Raw genomic sequence first — 15,495 nt, forward strand, 5'->3', positions numbered from 1 at the left:
AGCAGCGCCGCGGCCGCGGCGCCCGCACGGGCGGAGGGAATCTTATTCCTTTTGGTTCTATGGAGCCGACGGACCGCTCAGGGGTGGTCGACCTGCCCGGCCCGGCGCGCGTGCTGGACGCGCTCGCGGTGCAGCAGGTACAGGCCGCTGGCGACGATGATCGCCGCGCCGATCCAGGTCATGCGGTCCGGCAGCACGCCCCACAGCAGCAGGTCCCAGCCGATCACCCAGACCAGGCCGGTGTACTCCAGCGGCGCGATCATCGACGCCTGGCCCAGCTGGAAGGCCCGGGTCAGCGCGATCTGCCCCAGCGCGCCGGCCAGGCCCATGCCGGCGATCAGCCCGGCGTGCTTCCACTGCAGCGGCTGCCACTGCGGCCAGGCCAGCAGCCCGGCGCCGACCGCCATGATCAGCAGGAACCACACCACCATCGACTGCGGCGTATCGGTGCGGGTCAGCAGGCTCACCGTCACCGCGGCGATGGCATAGGCGGTGGCCGCCAGCAGCACCATCAAGCCCGGCAGCGAGATGAAACCGTCCACGCCCGGGCGCAGCACCACCAGGACGCCGACCAGGCCAATGGCAATCGCGACCCAGCGCCGCGGCCCGACCCGTTCGCCCAGCAGTGGCACCGACAACGCCGCCACCAGCAGCGGCGCGACGAAGTAGATCGAATAGGCGGTGGACAGCGGCAGGCTGCGCAGCGCGTAGACGAAGCAGCCGATCATCACCATGCCCAGCGCACCGCGCAGCAGGTGCAGGCCCCAGCGCACCGGCACCAGCGAACGCGGCCCGGCGGTGGCCAGCACCCACACCAGCACGAACGGCAGCGAGGCGGCGCCGCGCAGCATGGTCACCTGCAGGGTCGGGTAACCGGCCGACAGCAGCTTCATGCCGGCATCCATCAGCGAGAAGAAGGCGACGGCGGACAGCATCCACGCCACGGCGGCGGCGGGAGAACGCGGGATGGGCGGGGAGGAAGCAGACATGGCCCGATTATCGCAGGCCGTGCCGGCGCCCGCGGTGCTGCCGGCGCCGGATTTCGCCGCCGGGGGCGGAGTGGCGCCGGCCGGCGACCTGCCGCGCTTCGTGCAGGCCCTGCGCGATGGCCGGTTGCCGCCCCTGCCGCTGTTCATGGAGGCGAGCACGCCGCAGCGCGAATTCACGGGAACGGACTTCTTCACCACCGGCGATGGCCCGGACGTGCCCGGGCACGACCTGCGCCGGGGTAATGGCGGCAATGCGGACGGCATCTGCATCGACGTGCGCCGCCATCCGTACACGGGCGAAACCGTGATCGCGGTGTCCAACAGGGGCGCGCCGGCCTGCTTCGCGGCGTCCAGCCTGCTGCATGCGCAGCGGAAGGGCTCGCCCTGACGGCGGCGCCATGGAGCGATCGCCTAGAATGGCCGCTGTTTTCCCGCCAGGAGCTTTGCCATGCCTTCCTTCGACGTCGTGTCCGAAGTCGACAAGCACGAACTGACCAATGCCATCGACCAGGCCAACCGCGAGCTGTCCACGCGCTTCGACTTCAAGGGCGTGGCCGCCAGCTTCGAACAGGACGGCGACACGCTGATCAAGCTGGCCGCGCCCAGCGATTTCCAGCTCAAGCAGATGGCCGACATCCTCAAGCAGCGCCTGGCCGCGCGCAGCATCGATTTCCGTTGCATGGAATTCGGCGACGTCGAGACCAACCTGGCCGGCGCGCGCCAGCAGGTCACGGTCAAGCAGGGCATCGAGCAGAAGCTGGCCAAGCAGATCGCGGCGAAGATCAAGGAATCCAAGATCAAGGTCGACACCCAGATCAATGGCGACAAGCTGCGCGTGAACGGCAAGAAACGCGACGACCTGCAGGAAGTGATCGCGCTGCTGAAGAAGAACGAATTCGAGCAGCCGCTGCAGTTCGACAACTTCCGTGACTGAGCCCATGCCTACCACCACCGACCCGATCGCCGACACCCGCCGCTGGCTGGAGAAGGCGGTGATCGGGCTGAACCTGTGCCCGTTCGCCAAGGCGGTATACGTCAAGGAGCAGGTGCGCTTCGTGCTCAGCGACGCCACCACGCCCGAGGCGCTGCTGGAGGAACTGGCCGAGGAACTGCTGTTCCTGCGCGACACGCCGGCCGAGCAGGTCGACACCACGCTGGTGGTGCACCCGCAGGTGCTCACCGATTTCCTGGACTACAACGACTTCCTCGACAACGCCGACGCGGCGGTGGAGGCTCTGGACCTGCAGGGCATCCTGCAGGTGGCCAGCTTCCACCCGCACTACCAGTTCGCCGGCGCTGCGCCGGACGACGTGAGCAATTACACCAACCGCGCGCCCTGGCCGACCCTGCACCTGTTGCGCGAGGACAGCGTGGAACGCGCGGTGGCCGCGTTCCCGGACCCGGACGTGATCGTCGAGCGCAACATCGCCACGCTGGACAGACTGGGCGTGGACGGTTGGAACCAGCTGCTGGCCGGGGAGTGATGCTCCGTTCCCTGTTGGGAAAGCCCCAGCGGAGCGTTGCCCCGCTCTACATGGGAACGTGGATAGCTGCCGCTCTGTAGCGCCGGGCAACGCCCGGCGGGGCGTGGCCGGTAATGCCCCAGCGGGGCGGTGCCCCGCTCTACACGGGAACGTGGATCGCGGCCGCTCTGTAGCGCCGGGCAGCGCCCGGCAGGGCCTGGCCGGCAATGCCCCAGCGGGGCGTTGCCCCGCTCTACATGGAAACGTGGATCGCTGCCGCTCTGTAGCGCCGGGCAACGCCCGGCGGGGCCTGGCCGGCAATGCCCCAGCGGGGCGGTGCCCCGCTCTACACGGGAACGTGGATCGCGGCCGCTCTATAGCGCCGGGCTGCGCCCGGCGGGGCGTGGCCGGTAATGCCCCCAGCGGGGCGTTGCCCCGCTCTACACGGGAACGTGGATCGCTGCCGCTCTGTAGCGCCGGGTAACACCCGGCGGGGCGTGGCCGGTAATGCCCCCAGCGGGGCGTTGCCCCGCTCTACCGGGACAGCAACGGCTGCAGCAATCCGCGCACATCGTGCAGCGAACCGGCGATGGCATGGCCCAGCGCGCGCACGTCCGCGTCCGGCTCCAGCAGGTCGGGCACCTGGATCACGGTCATGCCCGCGGCCAGCGCCGCGCGCACGCCGGTGGGCGAATCCTCCAGCGCCAGGCAATGGCGCGGCTCGACGCCCAGCTTCGCCGCGGCGAGCAGGTAGATATCCGGCGCCGGCTTGGCATGGGCGACATCGCTGCTGGTCGCCACGTGCTCGAAATACGGCAGCAGGCCGGCGCTTTCGAGCTTGCGCAGCGCCAGCGGGCGCCGCGTGGACGTCGCCACGGCGCGCGGCACGCCATGGGCCACCAGGGTGTCGAGCAGGTCGATGATGCCCGGCCGGTGCGGTACGCCGGCGGCCACCAGGCCGTCGTAGCGCGCATAGGAATCCTCCAGCAGGGCATCGACCGCGCCGGCCCCGACCTGGGCGGCGAGGCGCTGGCGGGTGAACGCGTCGCTGGAACCGATCAGCGACAGCAGGAAAGCCTCGGGCAGGTCGTGCCCGGCCGCGGCGCCGGCCTGCGCGAGGCAGCCCAGCAGGGCCCGCTCGCTGTCCAGCATCAGCCCGTCCATGTCGAAGATCACCGCCTGCGGCCGCGCCGCCAGCTCCACCAGCAGGGTCATTGCGCATCCCCGAACAGCGTCTGCAGGTCGGTGGCCGACAACTGCCGCCATTGCCCTTCCGCAAGATCGTCCAGCGCGAGCCCGCCGATGCGGCTGCGGTGCAGCGCGTCGACATGGTTGCCGACCGCGGCGAACATGCGCCGTACCTGGTGGTAGCGGCCCTCATGCAGGGTCAGCCGCGCCTGGCGCGGGCCGAGCACGTCGAGCTCGGCCGGCAGCAGCGGCTTGTCCTCCGATTCCAGCAACAGCGCGCCGCTGGCGAAGGTCGCCGCCTCGTCGCCGCGCAGGTCCTGCGCCAACCGCGCCTCGTAGACCTTGTCCAGTTTCGACTTCGGCGACACGATCCGGTGCAGCAGCGCGCCGTCGTCGGTCATCAGCAGCAGGCCGCTGGTATCGCGGTCCAGCCGGCCCACCGTGGACAGCAGCGGCGAGCGCTCGCGGAACCGGGCCGGAAGCAGGTCGTAGACCAGCCGTCCCTGGTCCTTGGTCGAGCAGGTATAACCGGCCGGCTTGTGCAGCATCAGGCTCAGGCCCGGCGGCGGGTCCAGCGGCTCTCCATCGATGCGGATCGCATCGTGCTCGACCTTGTCGTCGGCATACAGCACCTCGCCGTCGGCATCGGTGACGCGGCCTTCGCGGAACAGCCACTGCACCTGCTTGCGGCTGCCGTAGCCGAGATTGGCGATGTGCTTGACCAGCTTCATGCGCGGCCACCGCGGGTGCCGACGATGACCTTGAAGCCGTCGCGCTCGGCCGCCACGCGCACCTGGCCGAAACTGTCGTTGAGGATCTGCTCGTAGGGCAGGTGCCGGTTGGCGACCATGAACAGCCGGCCGCCCGGGCGCAGCGCCTGCGCGGCCACGGCGATGAAGCGCTGGCCGATGTCCGGCCGGTCTTCGCGGGCGGGAGTGTGGAACGGCGGATTGGAAACGATGAAGTCGTAGCGGCCGTCGATGCCGGCGGTGACGTCATGCCAGCGGAAATCCAGCTGCGCGTGGCTGCCGGCCAGATTGTGCCGGGCCAGCGCCAGCGCGCGCGATTCGGCTTCGTACAGGTCCAGCGCCGTCACCTTCGGGCAGCGCGCCAGCACTTCGGCCGACAGATAGCCCCAGCCGGCGCCGAGATCGGCCCCGCGCCCGGCCAGGTCGGCCGGCAGCTGCTCGACCAGCAGCGCCGAGGCCGGGTCGATGCGGTCCCAGGCGAACACGCCGGGGCGGCTGCGGAAGCGCCCGTCCATGATCGGCCGCGGCGCGTCCAGCGCCGCCCAGCGCGCGCGCAGCGTTTCATCGTGGCCGCCATCCAGCGGCGCGGTCCAGAACACGCGGCAGTGGTTCTTGGTCAGCTTGCCGCCCAGACCGGCGAGTTGCTGCAGGTCGCTTTCGCCCGAGCGCGCGCCCTCGTTGTTGGCCTGGCAGGCGACCAGCACGCCCCCCGGCGCCACGCGCTCCAGCGCCCGCGCCAGCAGCGCGCGGGCCTCGTCGCGCTGGCGCGGCGGCAGCACCAGCACCAGCGGGTAACGCGCGTCCGCTGCGTCCAGTCCGGTCTCGTCGCGTACGTCCCAGCCACCGCGCTCCAGTGCCTGCGCGAACGGACGGAAGCTCTGCACGCAGGCCAGTTGGCCCGGCGCGGCATGCTCCCGCAGCGGCCAGCCCTCGCGCGCGCGCAGGAAAAACACCGGCCCCTGCGGCCATGGCAGGGCGCCAGCGGCGAACGGGAGGAACAGGGTCTGCAGCGGGGCGTCTTGGGCGGCGGCCATCGCGGAATATCCAGCGGAACGTAGCCGGCCATTCTAGCGGCCCGCCCGGGCGGGGGCCCGCTGCCGCGTTTCCGGGTTCAGCCGCGGCTGCAGGCCTCGCGGATCGCCCCGACCAGCTGCGCCACGCTGTACGGCTTGGCGACATGCTTCTGGAAGCCGGCCGCCAGCGCGCGGCGGCGGTCGTCGCCCCGCGCCAGCGCGGTCACCGCCACCGCCGGCAGCTCCGCGGCGGACACGCCCATGGTTTCGCGCAGGGTCCGCACCAGTCCGTAGCCATCCATGCCGGGCATGCCGACATCGCTGACCAGTACGTCGAAGGCGGCGTGGCCACGCAGGTCGAGCAGTTCCAGCGCCTCGGCCGCGGACGCCGCCGCTACCACCGTGGCGCCCTGTTCTTCCAGTACCCGCCGGAGATAGGCCAGCACGTCCGGCTGGTCCTCCACCGCAAGGATGCGCGTCCCGGCCAGGGCATGGGCGGTCACCACCTGTTCGCCGGCCGCGACCCGCTGCACCATGCGCCGCGGTCGCCCGGCGCTTTCCACGCGGTACACCGGCAGGCGCACGCTGAACGTGGCGCCCTGGCCGGCACCCGCGCTCTGCGCGGAGACCGATCCGCCATGCAGTTCGGCCAGCTGCTGCACGATCGCCAGGCCCAGGCCGAGGCCGCCGTGGCGGCGGGTGGTGGTGCCGTCGGCCTGGCTGAAGCGGCTGAACAGGTGCGCGAGGAATTCCGGCGCGATGCCGTCGCCGTTGTCGCGCACGTCCATCACGTAATGCCCGTCCTCCTGGCGCAGCACAACCTCGACCCGGCCTTCGACCGGCGTGAACTTGATGGCGTTGGCCAGCAGGTTCCACAGCACCTGCTGCAGCCGCGTCGCGTCGCCCAGCACCGGGCAAGGCGCCTGCGGCACGTCGACCACCAGGGCCTGCGCCTTGCCCTGCGCCACCAGTTCCTGCAGGCGCACCGCTTCGCGCACCTGCTCGGCCAGGTCCAGCACCTCGACCTCCAGCTGCACCTTGCCCAGCAGCATGCTGCTCAGGTCGAGCATGTCCGACATCAACCGCTTCTGCGCCATGGCGCTGCTGGCGATCACTTCCACCCCGCGGCGCATCGGATGGTCGGCCTCCATGCGCTGCAGCAGCAGCTCGCTCCAGCCCAGGATGGTGGTGAGCGGGGTGCGCAGTTCGTGCGACAAGGTGGCGAGGAATTCGTCTTTCACCCGTGCCATGCCTTCGGCCGTGTTGCGCGCGGCGCGCTCGGCCTCCAGCAGTTCCTCGCGCGCCATCTCGATCTCGCGGCGCTCGGTGATGTCCGGGCTGTTGCCGGCCAGGCCGATGAAGCGGCCATCGGCCGAGAAGCGCGGCGCCGCGTTCATCTCCAGCCAGCGCCACTGGCCGTCGTGGCGGCGCAGGCGGGCGCTCAGGTGCAGGTCGCGCTCGTTGGACAATGCCTCGGCCAGGGCGTACTCGAAGACCTTCAGGTCTTCCGGGTGCAGCAGCCCTTCCCACCAGCGCGGCCCGAAGCAATGGTCGCCATCCAGCCCGAAGAAGCTGCCGAAGGCATTGTTGACGAAGCGTACGTGGCCCAGGTCGTCCAGCACCCAGACCGGCATCGGCAGGCCGTCGGCCAGAGCGCTGAAGCGCGCCTCGCTTTCGGCCAGGTCGGTCTCGATCTGCTTGCGCCGCGAAATATCGAAGAACAGCACCGCGACGCGACGCGCCGCCGCCGGCCCCAGCCGCACCGCCTCGACCGAATACCAGCGCCCGAGCTGCGGCAGGTAGCGCTCGAACTGCACCGGCATGCCCTCGCCGACCACCCGGCCGAAAACCCGGAACCAGTATTCGTCCAGCCCCGGCAGCACTTCGGTGGCGCGCCGCCCGATGACATCGGCCAGGCCGGTGATGCGTCCGAATGCCGCGTTGACCCTGCAGTGCACGAAGTCCACTGCACGGGCCTCGTCGAACAGCACCTCGATCACGCAGAAACCGGTGCCGACGGCTTCGAACACCTCCTGGTACAGCAGGGAGCTGTCCAGCCCCGCGGCTACCGGTGGCGCCGGCGGCGGGACGAACGGCTCCAGTTCGGGCGGATGCATGCTCAAGGCGGTGGGCGGGTCTTTGCGGCAGCGCGGCAACGGAAGGAAAGTCTGGGCGTGCAACTATCCACGGCATGTGATGATGAACCGTCCGCAACCCGGCTCCAACCGCCCGGCGTCCGGCGATTGCCCGGCACGGCGATCGCCCCCACACTGCATTGCACACCCGTCACCGGAGGTTCGTCATGAAGACCCCGACTTTTGCCGCATTGGCGCTGGCCTGCCTGCTCGTGGCGGGCACCGCCGCCGCCCGTCCCGCCAGCGTCACCGACCCGCGGGCGCCGCGCGCCCTGGCCGAAGAAGGCCCGGTGCAGGTGCAGTGGAACGACCCGTCAGGCTTCACCGAGCTGCGCCAGAGCCGCAACCGCTGGGAAGCCGAACGCGGCAACTGGGTGGTGAACTTGGCCGAATATCTGCGCAAGCAGGCCTCCAGCAAGCTGCCCGAGGGCCAGCAGATGGCCGTCACCATCACCGATATCAAGCGCGCCGGCGATTACGAGCCCTGGCACGGTTCGCGCATGGACGAGGTGCGCTTCATGCGCGACATCTACCCGCCGCGGATCAGCCTGCAGTTCACCCTGACCGACGCGCAGGGCCGGGTGATCGACCAGGGCGAGCGCAAGCTGGTGGACAACGCCTACCTGTATGGCAACACCCGCCTGTCGGACACCGACCCGCTGCGCTATGAGAAGCGCCTGCTCGACGACTGGCTGCGCCGCGAGCTGCGCGACGACCCCGCCACCGCCGGGCTCTGACGCCGGCGTCGGTACGCACGACTGCAGGAAGGAAAAGGGCCGCGTTCGCGGCCCTTTTCCGTTGCGCCTATTGGGACAGATAGACGCGCGGCGTGCGCTTGAGGCTGCAGGGCAGCCGGTAGGCGCTGGTGTTGCAGCGCGGCGCCAGTTCGGAAATGGTCGGCGACGTACCCCACAGCTGCACGATGCTGCCCAGCCCCGCCTGCGGGTGGTCGGTCAGGTCGATGGTGAGCATGTCCATCGATACCCGCCCGATCAGCTGGCCAGGCACGCCGTCGATCTGCACCGGGGTGCCGTTGGGCGCGAACTGCGGGTAGCCGTCGGCGTAGCCCATCGCTACCACGCCCACGCGCGTGGGCCGCTGGGCGACGAAGCGCGCGCCATAGCCCAGCGGTTCGCCGGCGGCGATCTCGCGCACCGCGATCACCCGCGACTGCAGGGTCATCACCGGGCGCAGCTGGTCCGCGTACGGACTCGGCTGCGGGTACAGCGGATCGGCGCCGTACAGCATCAGGCCCGGGCGCACCCAGTCGCTGCGCACCTGCGGCCAGCCCAGCAGCGCCGGCGAGTTGCACAGGCTGGTCTCGCCCGGCAGGCCGTCGATGGCGCGGCTGAAGGTCTCCAGCTGTTCCAGCGTGCGCGGGCTGTCCAGTTCGTCGGCGCGTGCCATGTGGCTCATCAGCACCATCGGCGCGACGTGCGGCAACGCCGACAGGCGCGCGTGCGCGGCGCGGAATTCGTCCACCGACAGGCCCAGCCGGTGCATGCCGCTGTCCAGCTTCAGCCAGACCTGCAGCACCGCATCGGTGCGGAACGCGGCCACCGCCTCGACCTGCCACGGCGAAGCCACCGCGGTCCACAGGTCGTGCTCGACGATCAGCGGCAGTTCGGCGGCGTCGAAGAAGCCTTCCAGCAGCAGCACCGGCCGGGTGATGCCGGCCTGGCGCAGCTCCAGCGCTTCCTCGATGCAGGCCACGCCGAAACCGTCGGCCTCGGCCTCCAGCGCGCGCGCGCAGGCGACCGCTCCGTGGCCATAGGCGTCGGCCTTGATCACCGCCAGCGCCTTGCCGCCGCCCAGCTGGCGCGCCAGCCGGTAGTTGCCGCGCAGCGCCTCCAGGTCGATCAGGGCCTGTGCCGGGCGCATCAGGCCGCTCCCTGGCCGCCGTAGCGGAAGATGTCCAGGCCTTCGGTGCTGATCTGCGGCTTGCGCCCGTCCATCAGGTCGGCCAGGTAGCGGCCGGAGCCGGCGGCCATGGTCCAGCCGAGGGTGCCGTGGCCGGTATTGAGGAACAGGTTGCTGTACGGCGTGGCGCCGACGACCGGGGTGCCGTCCGGCGTGGCCGGGCGCAGGCCGGTCCAGAACTCGGCGCGGGACAGGTCGCCGCCCTGCGGGTAGAGGTCGTTGACCACCTTTTCCAGGGTGGCGCGGCGGCGCGGATCCAGCGACAGGTCGAACCCGGCCACCTCGGCCATGCCGCCGACGCGGATGCGGTCCTCGAAGCGGGTCACCGCCACCTTGTAGCTCTCGTCCAGGATGGTCGAGGTCGGCGCCATCGCCGCGTCGGTGATCGGCAGGGTCAGCGAATAGCCCTTGAGCGGGTAGACCGGCAGGCGCATGCCCAGCGGCGCCAGCAGCTGCGGCGAGTAGCTGCCCAGCGCGACCACGTACTGGTCGGCGGTCTCGAGCCTGCCGCCGATGCGCGCGCCGGTGATGCGGTCGCCGGCGCGCTCCAGCCCGGCCACGTCCTGGTCGAAACGGAACTCGACGCCAGCCGCGGCGGCCAGCGCGGCCAGCCTGCGGGTGAACAGCTGGCAGTCACCGGTCTGGTCCTCGGGCAGGCGCAACGCGCCGACCAGGGTATCGGCCTTGCCGGCCAGCGCCGGCTCCACGCGCACGATGCCCTGGCGATCCAGCACCTCGTACGGCACGCCGTACTGGCGCAGCACTTCGATGTCCTGGGCGGCAGCGTCCAGCTGCTGCTGGGTGCGGAACAGCTGGGTGGTACCCAGCTGGCGGCCTTCATAGTCGATGCCGGTGGCCGCGCGCAGTTCGTTGATGCAGTCGCGGCTGTAGTCGGACATGCGCACCATGCGCGCCTTGTTGACCGCGTAGCGGCCGGCGGTGCAGTTGCGCAGCATCTGCCACAACCAGCGGTACTGGGCCATGTCGGCGGTGGGGCGGATCGCCAGCGGCGCATGCTCCTGGAACAGCCACTTGATCGCCTTGAGCGGCACGCCCGGCGCGGCCCACGGCGAGGTATAGCCGAAGGAGAGCTGGCCGGCGTTGGCGAAACTGGTCTCCAGCGCGGGAGCCGGCTGCCGGTCCACCACCGTCACCTCATGCCCCGCCTGTCGCAGGTACCAGGCACTGGTCGTGCCGATCACACCACTGCCGAGTATCAGAACCCGCATCGCTCGCTCCTGGGACCCTGCGCACGCCCCGGCGACCACGCGACGGGAGCGGCGGACAGGCATCAACCCTATCAATTCCCTGCACCGGATCGGGCAGGGACCATGAACCGCGCAGTATATTCAGCAGATACCAGTGTTTTTTCCCGTATTGAAGGATAAAACAGGGTAATTTCCCGTTTCCTTCACGCAAAACAGAGCGCCATGGCCACCCGCAGCCGCGAACTGGACAAGATCGACCGCCGGATCCTGCGCATCCTGCAGGCCGAAGGCCGCATCTCCTTCACCGAACTGGGCGAGCGCGTGGGGCTGTCCACCACGCCCTGCACCGAACGCGTGCGCCGGCTCGAACGCGAAGGCGTGATCACCGGTTATTACGCGCGGCTGGACCCGCAGTACGTGAAGGCCGGGCTGCTGGTGTTCGTGGAGATCTCGCTGGCCTACAAGTCCGGCGACATCTTCGAGGAATTCCGCCGCGCCGCGCTCAAGCTGCCCAACGTGCTGGAGTGCCACCTGGTCTCGGGCGACTTCGATTACCTGCTCAAGGCGCGCATCAACGAGATGGCCTCCTACCGCAAGCTGCTCGGCAGCACCCTGCTCAGCCTGCCGCATGTGCGCGAGTCCAAGAGCTACATCGTGATGGAGGAAGTGAAGGAGACGCTCAGCCTGCCCATCGCCGATTGATCGCCGCCTGACGGCAAAGCGGCGGGACAAGCCCGCCGCTTCCTCATCGGACAATGCCCGCCACGCTGTCAGCGGCGGTCCCGCTCCGGCGCCTTGTGCGCCTGCTTGTCCGGCTTTGCGGCGGCTTCGCTGCCGCTGGCCATCTTCGACGGACGCTGCGGTTCCTGCTGCGCCGGCTGGCCGGCATTGCGCTGCGGGGCATGTCCCTGGTTCGGCTGGTTGTGGTGCATGTTGGACATTTCGATACTCCGGTACGGCATGTGGACGCGCATCGGCTGCGCACGCGCACAGTGCGCCCGGGACCGGTTAAGCACGCGCCAAGGCAGCGTGATCCAGGCCGTGACCTCGGTGACTGCGCGGGCCGCGTTGCCCGCGGTTAAGCCGCCTGCGCTCAGCGCACGATGCGCACGCCGTCGCCACTGGGCACGGTGTCGTGGTAACGGCCGGTGCGGGTGTCCATCACCCGGCCAGGCCCGGCCGGGCGCATGCCGTTGAGCCGCCGCCCGTCGTGGTCGTACACCGGCACCTGCGCGGCCGGTTGCGGCTTCGCGGCAGGCTTGGCCGCCGGCTTGCCAGCCGGCGCCGGGCGCTCCAGCCGTTCGCGCAGGCGCTCGTTGTCGGCAGCCTGGCCGGAGGCCTCGCTGGCCGGCTTCGAGGGCGGCGGCAGGCTCACCGGCCGGGTCTCGGTAGGCGGTGGCAAGGGCTTGAGCTGGGCCAAGGCCGGGGTGGTTGCCAGCATCGCAAGCAGCAGTAGAGGAATCCGTTTCATCGGGCACTCCCACAGGTCCATGTACGGCGATCATGCACCACCGGCGCTGCCGGCGCGGTAAACGCGCCAGTTGGAGCCGTGCCGGCCGGCGCCTACCATGGCGGTCCACCCCCACGGAGGCGCCCCATGACCGCTTTCGACCTGACGCCCCCCGATGCCGCCCAGCGCGACGCCCTGGTCGCCGGCCTGGACGACGACGAACGGCGCGTCCTGCTCCACCACGGTACCGAGGCCCCGTTCTGCGGCGTGTTCCTGGACAACAAGCGCGAAGGCACTTATTGCTGCCGGCTCTGCGGCCTGCCGCTGTTCCGCTCCAGCACCAAGTTCGACTCCGGCACCGGCTGGCCGAGCTTCTTCGCCCCGTTCGACCCGGCGCATGTGGCCCGCATCCGCGATGCCAGCCACGGGATGGTGCGCACGGAAATCGTCTGCGCCCGCTGCGGCAGCCACCTCGGCCACGTGTTCCCGGACGGGCCACCGCCGACATTCGAAAGGCATTGCCTCAACTCGGTTTCGCTGTCCTTCGTCGGCCGCGGCAGCGTCTGGCCGGACCCGCTGCGGCGCGGAGGCGCCGAATCGACGGCCTCCGACTGAGTTCACATTTTTCCGCTTCAGTTCCGGCCGGCGCGGCCGACAACGGGATATCCCCTTCCGTGTCCCGCGCCCCATGCTCATCATCGTCGGCCTGCTTGTCGTCATCCTCAGCGTGCTTGGCGGCTATGTGGGCGCGCACGGAAAAATCGGCGCGCTGTGGCAGCCCTTCGAACTGGTGATCATCGGCGGCGCGGCGCTGGGCGCCTTCCTGGTCGGCACCCCGGCCAAGACGGTGAAAAAGACCCTCCAGGCCGTGGTCGGCGTGTTCAAGGGGCCCCGCTACAAGCAGCAGGACTACCTGGATGTGCTCAGCCTGCTGTACGAACTGCTCAACAAGGCGCGCCGCGAAGGCTTCATGTCGCTCGAGGAGCACGTCGAGAACCCCGTCGAAAGCCCCCTCTTCGCCAACTACCCGAAGATCCAGGCCGACCACCACCTGGTCGACTTCATCACCGACTGCCTGCGCCTGATGATCGGCTCCAACATCGAGCCGCACGAGCTGGAACCGCTGCTGGAACTGGAGCTGGAAAAGCACCACCACGAGGCGATGGAACCGGCGCATGTGCTGGCCAAGGTCGCCGACGGACTGCCCGGTTTCGGCATCGTCGCCGCGGTGCTGGGCATCGTCATCACCATGGGCTCGATCGGCGGCGACATCAAGGAAGTCGGCGCGCATGTCGCCGGCGCGCTGGTCGGCACCTTCCTCGGCATCCTGCTCGGCTATGGCTTCATCGGCCCGATCGCGGCCGCGGTGGAAGCCCGCGCCGAACAGGACTCGCGCATCTACGAGTCGGTCAAGACGGCCCTGCTGGCCTGCCTGCGCGGCTACAACCCGAAGATCGCCCTGGAGTTCGCGCGCAAGACCGTGCCGTCGGCGCTGCGCCCCGGCTTCACCGAGTTCGAACAGCACCTGAAGTCGGTCAAATAAGCCATGGCCAGCACCGATGCCAAGCCCACGGTGATCGTGCGCCGGGTGAAGAAGATCCAGGGCGGCGGCCACCATGGCGGCTCGTGGAAGGTGGCCTATGCCGACTTCGTCACCGCGATGATGGCCTTCTTCCTGGTGATGTGGCTGCTGGCCACCACCAGCAAGCCCGATCGCGCGGCCATTTCCGAGTATTTCCGCAATCCCAGCCCGCTCAGCGGCACCAGCAGCACCCCGGCCCCCGGCATGGCCGGTCCCGGCGGCGCCAGCACCTCGATGATCAAGCTCGGCGGCGCCACCGACGTCTCCCGCGGCAACAGCAACGACCCCTTCCAGAACCAGCGCGAGTCCATCCCCACCCCGGTGGACGAGCGCGAACGCGAGAAGAAGCAGCTCGAGGCGCTGAAGCAGGAGCTGGAGCAGGCCATCGACAAGAGCCAGGCGCTGGAGCCGTTCAAGGACCAGCTGCTGCTGGACATCACCCCCGAAGGGCTGCGCATCCAGATCGTGGACAAGCAGAACCGGCCGATGTTCGACATGGGCAGCGCCAAGCTGATGCCGTACACCCGGGAAATCCTGCGCGAGCTGTCGCGCTTCATCAACCAGGTGCCCAACCGCATCAGCATCGGCGGCCATACCGACATCACCGCCTATTCCACGCAGCTGGGCTACAGCAACTGGGAGCTGAGCGCGGACCGCGCCAACGCCGCGCGCCGCGCCCTGCTGGAAGGCGGCATGGACGAGGACAAGGTGGCGCGGGTGATCGGGCTGTCCTCCTCGGTGCTGTTCGACAAGACCGATCCGCAGAACCCGATCAACCGCCGCATCAGCATCGTGGTGATGACCAAGGAGGCCGAGGCAGCCGCCCTGTCGGCCATCGCCGCGCTGCCCGTCCCCGTCGCCGCTCCGCCCACCGCCGCCGGCGACGAGGCGGCCATGGCGCCCGGAGCCGGCACCCACTGAAGGCCGCGCCGCGGCACGGGTTCGGCAACGACGGGAGCGGCCGCCTACAATGGCGGCCGTTTCCCTTCGTCGAACCCTCATGTCCAAGCAGTCCAAAGCCAAGCGCGACCAGCGCAAGAAGCAGCAGCCCCGCCGCCCGTTCCTGCGCCTGGATGCGCAGCAGCAGGTCCAGAACCATGCCGTGCTGGTGAACGAGGAAGGCCAGGTCGTGGCCGCCATCGGCCTGCAGGGCCGGCAGTGGCTGCTGTCCATCGGCGGCCAGACCATGGGCAACGCCGACAACCCGGTGCCGATGCTGGCCATGCTCAAGCACCTGGCCAACGTGCAGGAGAAGGAAGGCCGCAAGGTCGCCCTGGAGTATTCGGAGCAGCTGCAGCAGCTCATCGATGCCACCGCCGCGGCCGAGGGCAAAAGCGCCGACGACTACCTGGCCGGCCTGGTCGCCGAATTCGAGGGCGTCGAGGGCGAGGAAGCCGCGGCCGTGGCCGACGGCGGCGATGCCGCCGATGAAACCGGCGACACCGAAGCGGCGGCCGACGCCGACGCTGGCGACAAGCCGCAGGCCTGACCTGCGCCGCCGCGGTGACGGTCTATATCGACGATGCGGTACACCCCTGGCGCGGCGAGCGCTGGGCGCATCTGATGGCCGACACCCTGCCCGAGCTGCACGCCATGGCGCAGCAGCTCGGGATTCCGCGGCGGGCCTTCCAGAACCGTCCCAGCGGCGCGCATTACGACGTGCCGGCGCCGCTGCGCGAGACCGCCATCGCCTTGGGCGCGCGCGCCATCTCGCGGCATGACGACCGCGAACTGGTGCGGCGGGTGATCGCCAACGCGCGATCGCAGTACCAGGCCCTGTAGGAGCCTACCCGCGCGG

At 70.0% G+C, this 15,495-nt stretch carries 19 protein-coding genes; 10 read left to right on the plus strand and 9 right to left on the minus strand.

The features are described from left to right. Positions 1-77: 77 nt before the first annotated feature. The gene (locus ABB22_RS04115; protein ID WP_055770556.1) at positions 78-989 is read right to left on the minus strand and encodes a DMT family transporter; all 912 of its coding nucleotides are present in this window, start codon (positions 987-989) and stop codon (positions 78-80) included. On the opposite strand from ABB22_RS04115, the gene ABB22_RS04120 reads away from it, so the two are divergent. Genes ABB22_RS04120 through ABB22_RS04130 form a run of 3 tightly spaced genes read left to right on the plus strand, consistent with a single transcriptional unit; the run spans position 988 to position 2,473 of the window. Further along, positions 988-1,377, plus strand: a complete 390-nt coding sequence (locus ABB22_RS04120) for a hypothetical protein (protein WP_152984027.1) — start codon at positions 988-990, stop codon at positions 1,375-1,377. The two genes, ABB22_RS04115 and ABB22_RS04120, sit on opposite strands and share 2 nt — an antisense overlap. A 60-nt stretch (positions 1,378-1,437) precedes the next feature. After that, positions 1,438-1,923: a YajQ family cyclic di-GMP-binding protein gene (locus ABB22_RS04125; protein ID WP_055770563.1), complete on the plus strand. Its 486-nt coding sequence runs from the start codon at positions 1,438-1,440 to the stop codon at positions 1,921-1,923. Between the two features lie 4 nt (positions 1,924-1,927). Next, on the plus strand, positions 1,928-2,473 hold the full coding sequence (locus ABB22_RS04130; RefSeq protein ID WP_055770564.1) for a DUF1415 domain-containing protein: 546 nt from the start codon (positions 1,928-1,930) through the stop codon (positions 2,471-2,473). Between the two features lie 513 nt (positions 2,474-2,986). Here the strand turns inward: ABB22_RS04130 and ABB22_RS04135 are convergent. The 4 genes from ABB22_RS04135 to ABB22_RS04150 form a co-directional block, all read right to left on the minus strand. After that, entirely contained in the window at positions 2,987-3,667 is a 681-nt protein-coding gene (locus ABB22_RS04135; RefSeq protein WP_055770566.1) for an HAD family hydrolase, read from the minus strand. Then, positions 3,664-4,371 carry a pseudouridine synthase gene (locus ABB22_RS04140; RefSeq protein WP_055770568.1) on the minus strand — a complete coding sequence of 236 codons (708 nt, stop codon included), beginning with the start codon at positions 4,369-4,371 and terminating at the stop codon, positions 3,664-3,666. The genes ABB22_RS04135 and ABB22_RS04140 overlap by 4 nt, the downstream gene beginning before the upstream one ends. Continuing rightward, complete coding sequence (locus tag ABB22_RS04145; protein ID WP_055770571.1) at positions 4,368-5,423, minus strand: class I SAM-dependent methyltransferase; 1,056 nt, start codon at positions 5,421-5,423, stop codon at positions 4,368-4,370. The genes ABB22_RS04140 and ABB22_RS04145 overlap by 4 nt, the downstream gene beginning before the upstream one ends. Positions 5,424-5,500: 77 nt before the next feature. Continuing rightward, complete coding sequence (locus ABB22_RS04150) at positions 5,501-7,519, minus strand: hybrid sensor histidine kinase/response regulator (protein WP_055770575.1); 2,019 nt, start codon at positions 7,517-7,519, stop codon at positions 5,501-5,503. 185 nt (positions 7,520-7,704) lie between these two features. On the opposite strand from ABB22_RS04150, the gene ABB22_RS04155 reads away from it, so the two are divergent. Then, positions 7,705-8,274, plus strand: coding sequence for a DUF3016 domain-containing protein (locus tag ABB22_RS04155; protein ID WP_055770577.1), 570 nt, complete (start codon positions 7,705-7,707; stop codon positions 8,272-8,274). 67 nt (positions 8,275-8,341) lie between these two features. Here the strand turns inward: ABB22_RS04155 and alr are convergent, their stop codons facing one another. Next, on the minus strand, positions 8,342-9,418 hold the full coding sequence (alr, locus tag ABB22_RS04160; RefSeq protein WP_055770579.1) for an alanine racemase: 1,077 nt from the start codon (positions 9,416-9,418) through the stop codon (positions 8,342-8,344). Further along, positions 9,418-10,686, minus strand: coding sequence for a D-amino acid dehydrogenase (locus tag ABB22_RS04165; RefSeq protein WP_055770582.1), 1,269 nt, complete (start codon positions 10,684-10,686; stop codon positions 9,418-9,420). Before ABB22_RS04165 ends, alr begins: the two co-directional genes overlap by 1 nt. 201 nt (positions 10,687-10,887) lie before the next feature. Between ABB22_RS04165 and ABB22_RS04170 the strand changes: the two genes are divergently transcribed. After that, the gene (locus ABB22_RS04170; RefSeq protein ID WP_055770585.1) at positions 10,888-11,367 is read left to right on the plus strand and encodes a winged helix-turn-helix transcriptional regulator; all 480 of its coding nucleotides are present in this window, start codon (positions 10,888-10,890) and stop codon (positions 11,365-11,367) included. A gap of 68 nt (positions 11,368-11,435) precedes the next feature. On the opposite strand, the gene ABB22_RS18380 is transcribed toward ABB22_RS04170, so the two are convergent. Next, complete coding sequence (locus tag ABB22_RS18380) at positions 11,436-11,606, minus strand: hypothetical protein (RefSeq protein WP_156358019.1); 171 nt, start codon at positions 11,604-11,606, stop codon at positions 11,436-11,438. Between the two features lie 152 nt (positions 11,607-11,758). Continuing rightward, positions 11,759-12,136 (minus strand): classical arabinogalactan protein 4, encoded by a 378-nt coding sequence (locus ABB22_RS04175; protein ID WP_152984029.1) that lies wholly within the window; start codon positions 12,134-12,136, stop codon positions 11,759-11,761. Between the two features lie 126 nt (positions 12,137-12,262). Between ABB22_RS04175 and msrB the strand changes: the two genes are divergently transcribed. The 5 genes from msrB to ABB22_RS04200 all read left to right on the plus strand — a co-directional run bounded on the left by msrB (position 12,263) and on the right by ABB22_RS04200 (position 15,479). Next, on the plus strand, positions 12,263-12,730 hold the full coding sequence (gene msrB, locus ABB22_RS04180) for a peptide-methionine (R)-S-oxide reductase MsrB (protein ID WP_055770592.1): 468 nt from the start codon (positions 12,263-12,265) through the stop codon (positions 12,728-12,730). Positions 12,731-12,803: 73 nt separating this feature from the next. Continuing rightward, positions 12,804-13,658, plus strand: coding sequence for a flagellar motor stator protein MotA (motA, locus tag ABB22_RS04185; RefSeq protein WP_055770594.1), 855 nt, complete (start codon positions 12,804-12,806; stop codon positions 13,656-13,658). Positions 13,659-13,661: 3 nt separating this feature from the next. Continuing rightward, positions 13,662-14,618, plus strand: coding sequence for a flagellar motor protein MotB (motB, locus tag ABB22_RS04190; protein WP_055770597.1), 957 nt, complete (start codon positions 13,662-13,664; stop codon positions 14,616-14,618). Positions 14,619-14,697: 79 nt separating this feature from the next. Beyond that, complete coding sequence (locus tag ABB22_RS04195; protein WP_055770600.1) at positions 14,698-15,186, plus strand: hypothetical protein; 489 nt, start codon at positions 14,698-14,700, stop codon at positions 15,184-15,186. Positions 15,187-15,200: 14 nt separating this feature from the next. Continuing rightward, positions 15,201-15,479, plus strand: a complete 279-nt coding sequence (locus tag ABB22_RS04200) for a DUF4031 domain-containing protein (protein ID WP_055770601.1) — start codon at positions 15,201-15,203, stop codon at positions 15,477-15,479. The last annotated feature ends 16 nt before the right edge of the window (positions 15,480-15,495 follow it).

Origin of the sequence: Stenotrophomonas nitritireducens (assembly GCF_001431425.1) — a bacterium.
GTDB lineage: Bacteria > Pseudomonadota > Gammaproteobacteria > Xanthomonadales > Xanthomonadaceae > Stenotrophomonas > Stenotrophomonas nitritireducens.

Bases quoted from the DNA above. Each gene is read 5' to 3' on its own strand.
- ABB22_RS04195 (WP_055770600.1), top strand. From the start codon at position 14,698: ATGTCCAAGCAGTCCAAAGCCAAGCGCGACCAGCGCAAGAAGCAGCAG.
- ABB22_RS04140 (WP_055770568.1), bottom strand. From the start codon at position 4,371: ATGAAGCTGGTCAAGCACATCGCCAATCTCGGCTACGGCAGCCGCAAG.
- ABB22_RS04165 (WP_055770582.1), bottom strand. From the start codon at position 10,686: ATGCGGGTTCTGATACTCGGCAGTGGTGTGATCGGCACGACCAGTGCC.
- msrB (WP_055770592.1), top strand. From the start codon at position 12,263: ATGACCGCTTTCGACCTGACGCCCCCCGATGCCGCCCAGCGCGACGCC.
- ABB22_RS04175 (WP_152984029.1), bottom strand. From the start codon at position 12,136: ATGAAACGGATTCCTCTACTGCTGCTTGCGATGCTGGCAACCACCCCG.
- ABB22_RS04150 (WP_055770575.1), bottom strand. From the start codon at position 7,519: ATGCATCCGCCCGAACTGGAGCCGTTCGTCCCGCCGCCGGCGCCACCG.
- ABB22_RS04125 (WP_055770563.1), top strand. From the start codon at position 1,438: ATGCCTTCCTTCGACGTCGTGTCCGAAGTCGACAAGCACGAACTGACC.
- motB (WP_055770597.1), top strand. From the start codon at position 13,662: ATGGCCAGCACCGATGCCAAGCCCACGGTGATCGTGCGCCGGGTGAAG.
- ABB22_RS04130 (WP_055770564.1), top strand. From the start codon at position 1,928: ATGCCTACCACCACCGACCCGATCGCCGACACCCGCCGCTGGCTGGAG.
- ABB22_RS04155 (WP_055770577.1), top strand. From the start codon at position 7,705: ATGAAGACCCCGACTTTTGCCGCATTGGCGCTGGCCTGCCTGCTCGTG.
- motA (WP_055770594.1), top strand. From the start codon at position 12,804: ATGCTCATCATCGTCGGCCTGCTTGTCGTCATCCTCAGCGTGCTTGGC.
- ABB22_RS04145 (WP_055770571.1), bottom strand. From the start codon at position 5,423: ATGGCCGCCGCCCAAGACGCCCCGCTGCAGACCCTGTTCCTCCCGTTC.
- ABB22_RS04115 (WP_055770556.1), bottom strand. From the start codon at position 989: ATGTCTGCTTCCTCCCCGCCCATCCCGCGTTCTCCCGCCGCCGCCGTG.
- alr (WP_055770579.1), bottom strand. From the start codon at position 9,418: ATGCGCCCGGCACAGGCCCTGATCGACCTGGAGGCGCTGCGCGGCAAC.
- ABB22_RS18380 (WP_156358019.1), bottom strand. From the start codon at position 11,606: ATGTCCAACATGCACCACAACCAGCCGAACCAGGGACATGCCCCGCAG.
- ABB22_RS04135 (WP_055770566.1), bottom strand. From the start codon at position 3,667: ATGACCCTGCTGGTGGAGCTGGCGGCGCGGCCGCAGGCGGTGATCTTC.
- ABB22_RS04170 (WP_055770585.1), top strand. From the start codon at position 10,888: ATGGCCACCCGCAGCCGCGAACTGGACAAGATCGACCGCCGGATCCTG.
- ABB22_RS04120 (WP_152984027.1), top strand. From the start codon at position 988: ATGGCCCGATTATCGCAGGCCGTGCCGGCGCCCGCGGTGCTGCCGGCG.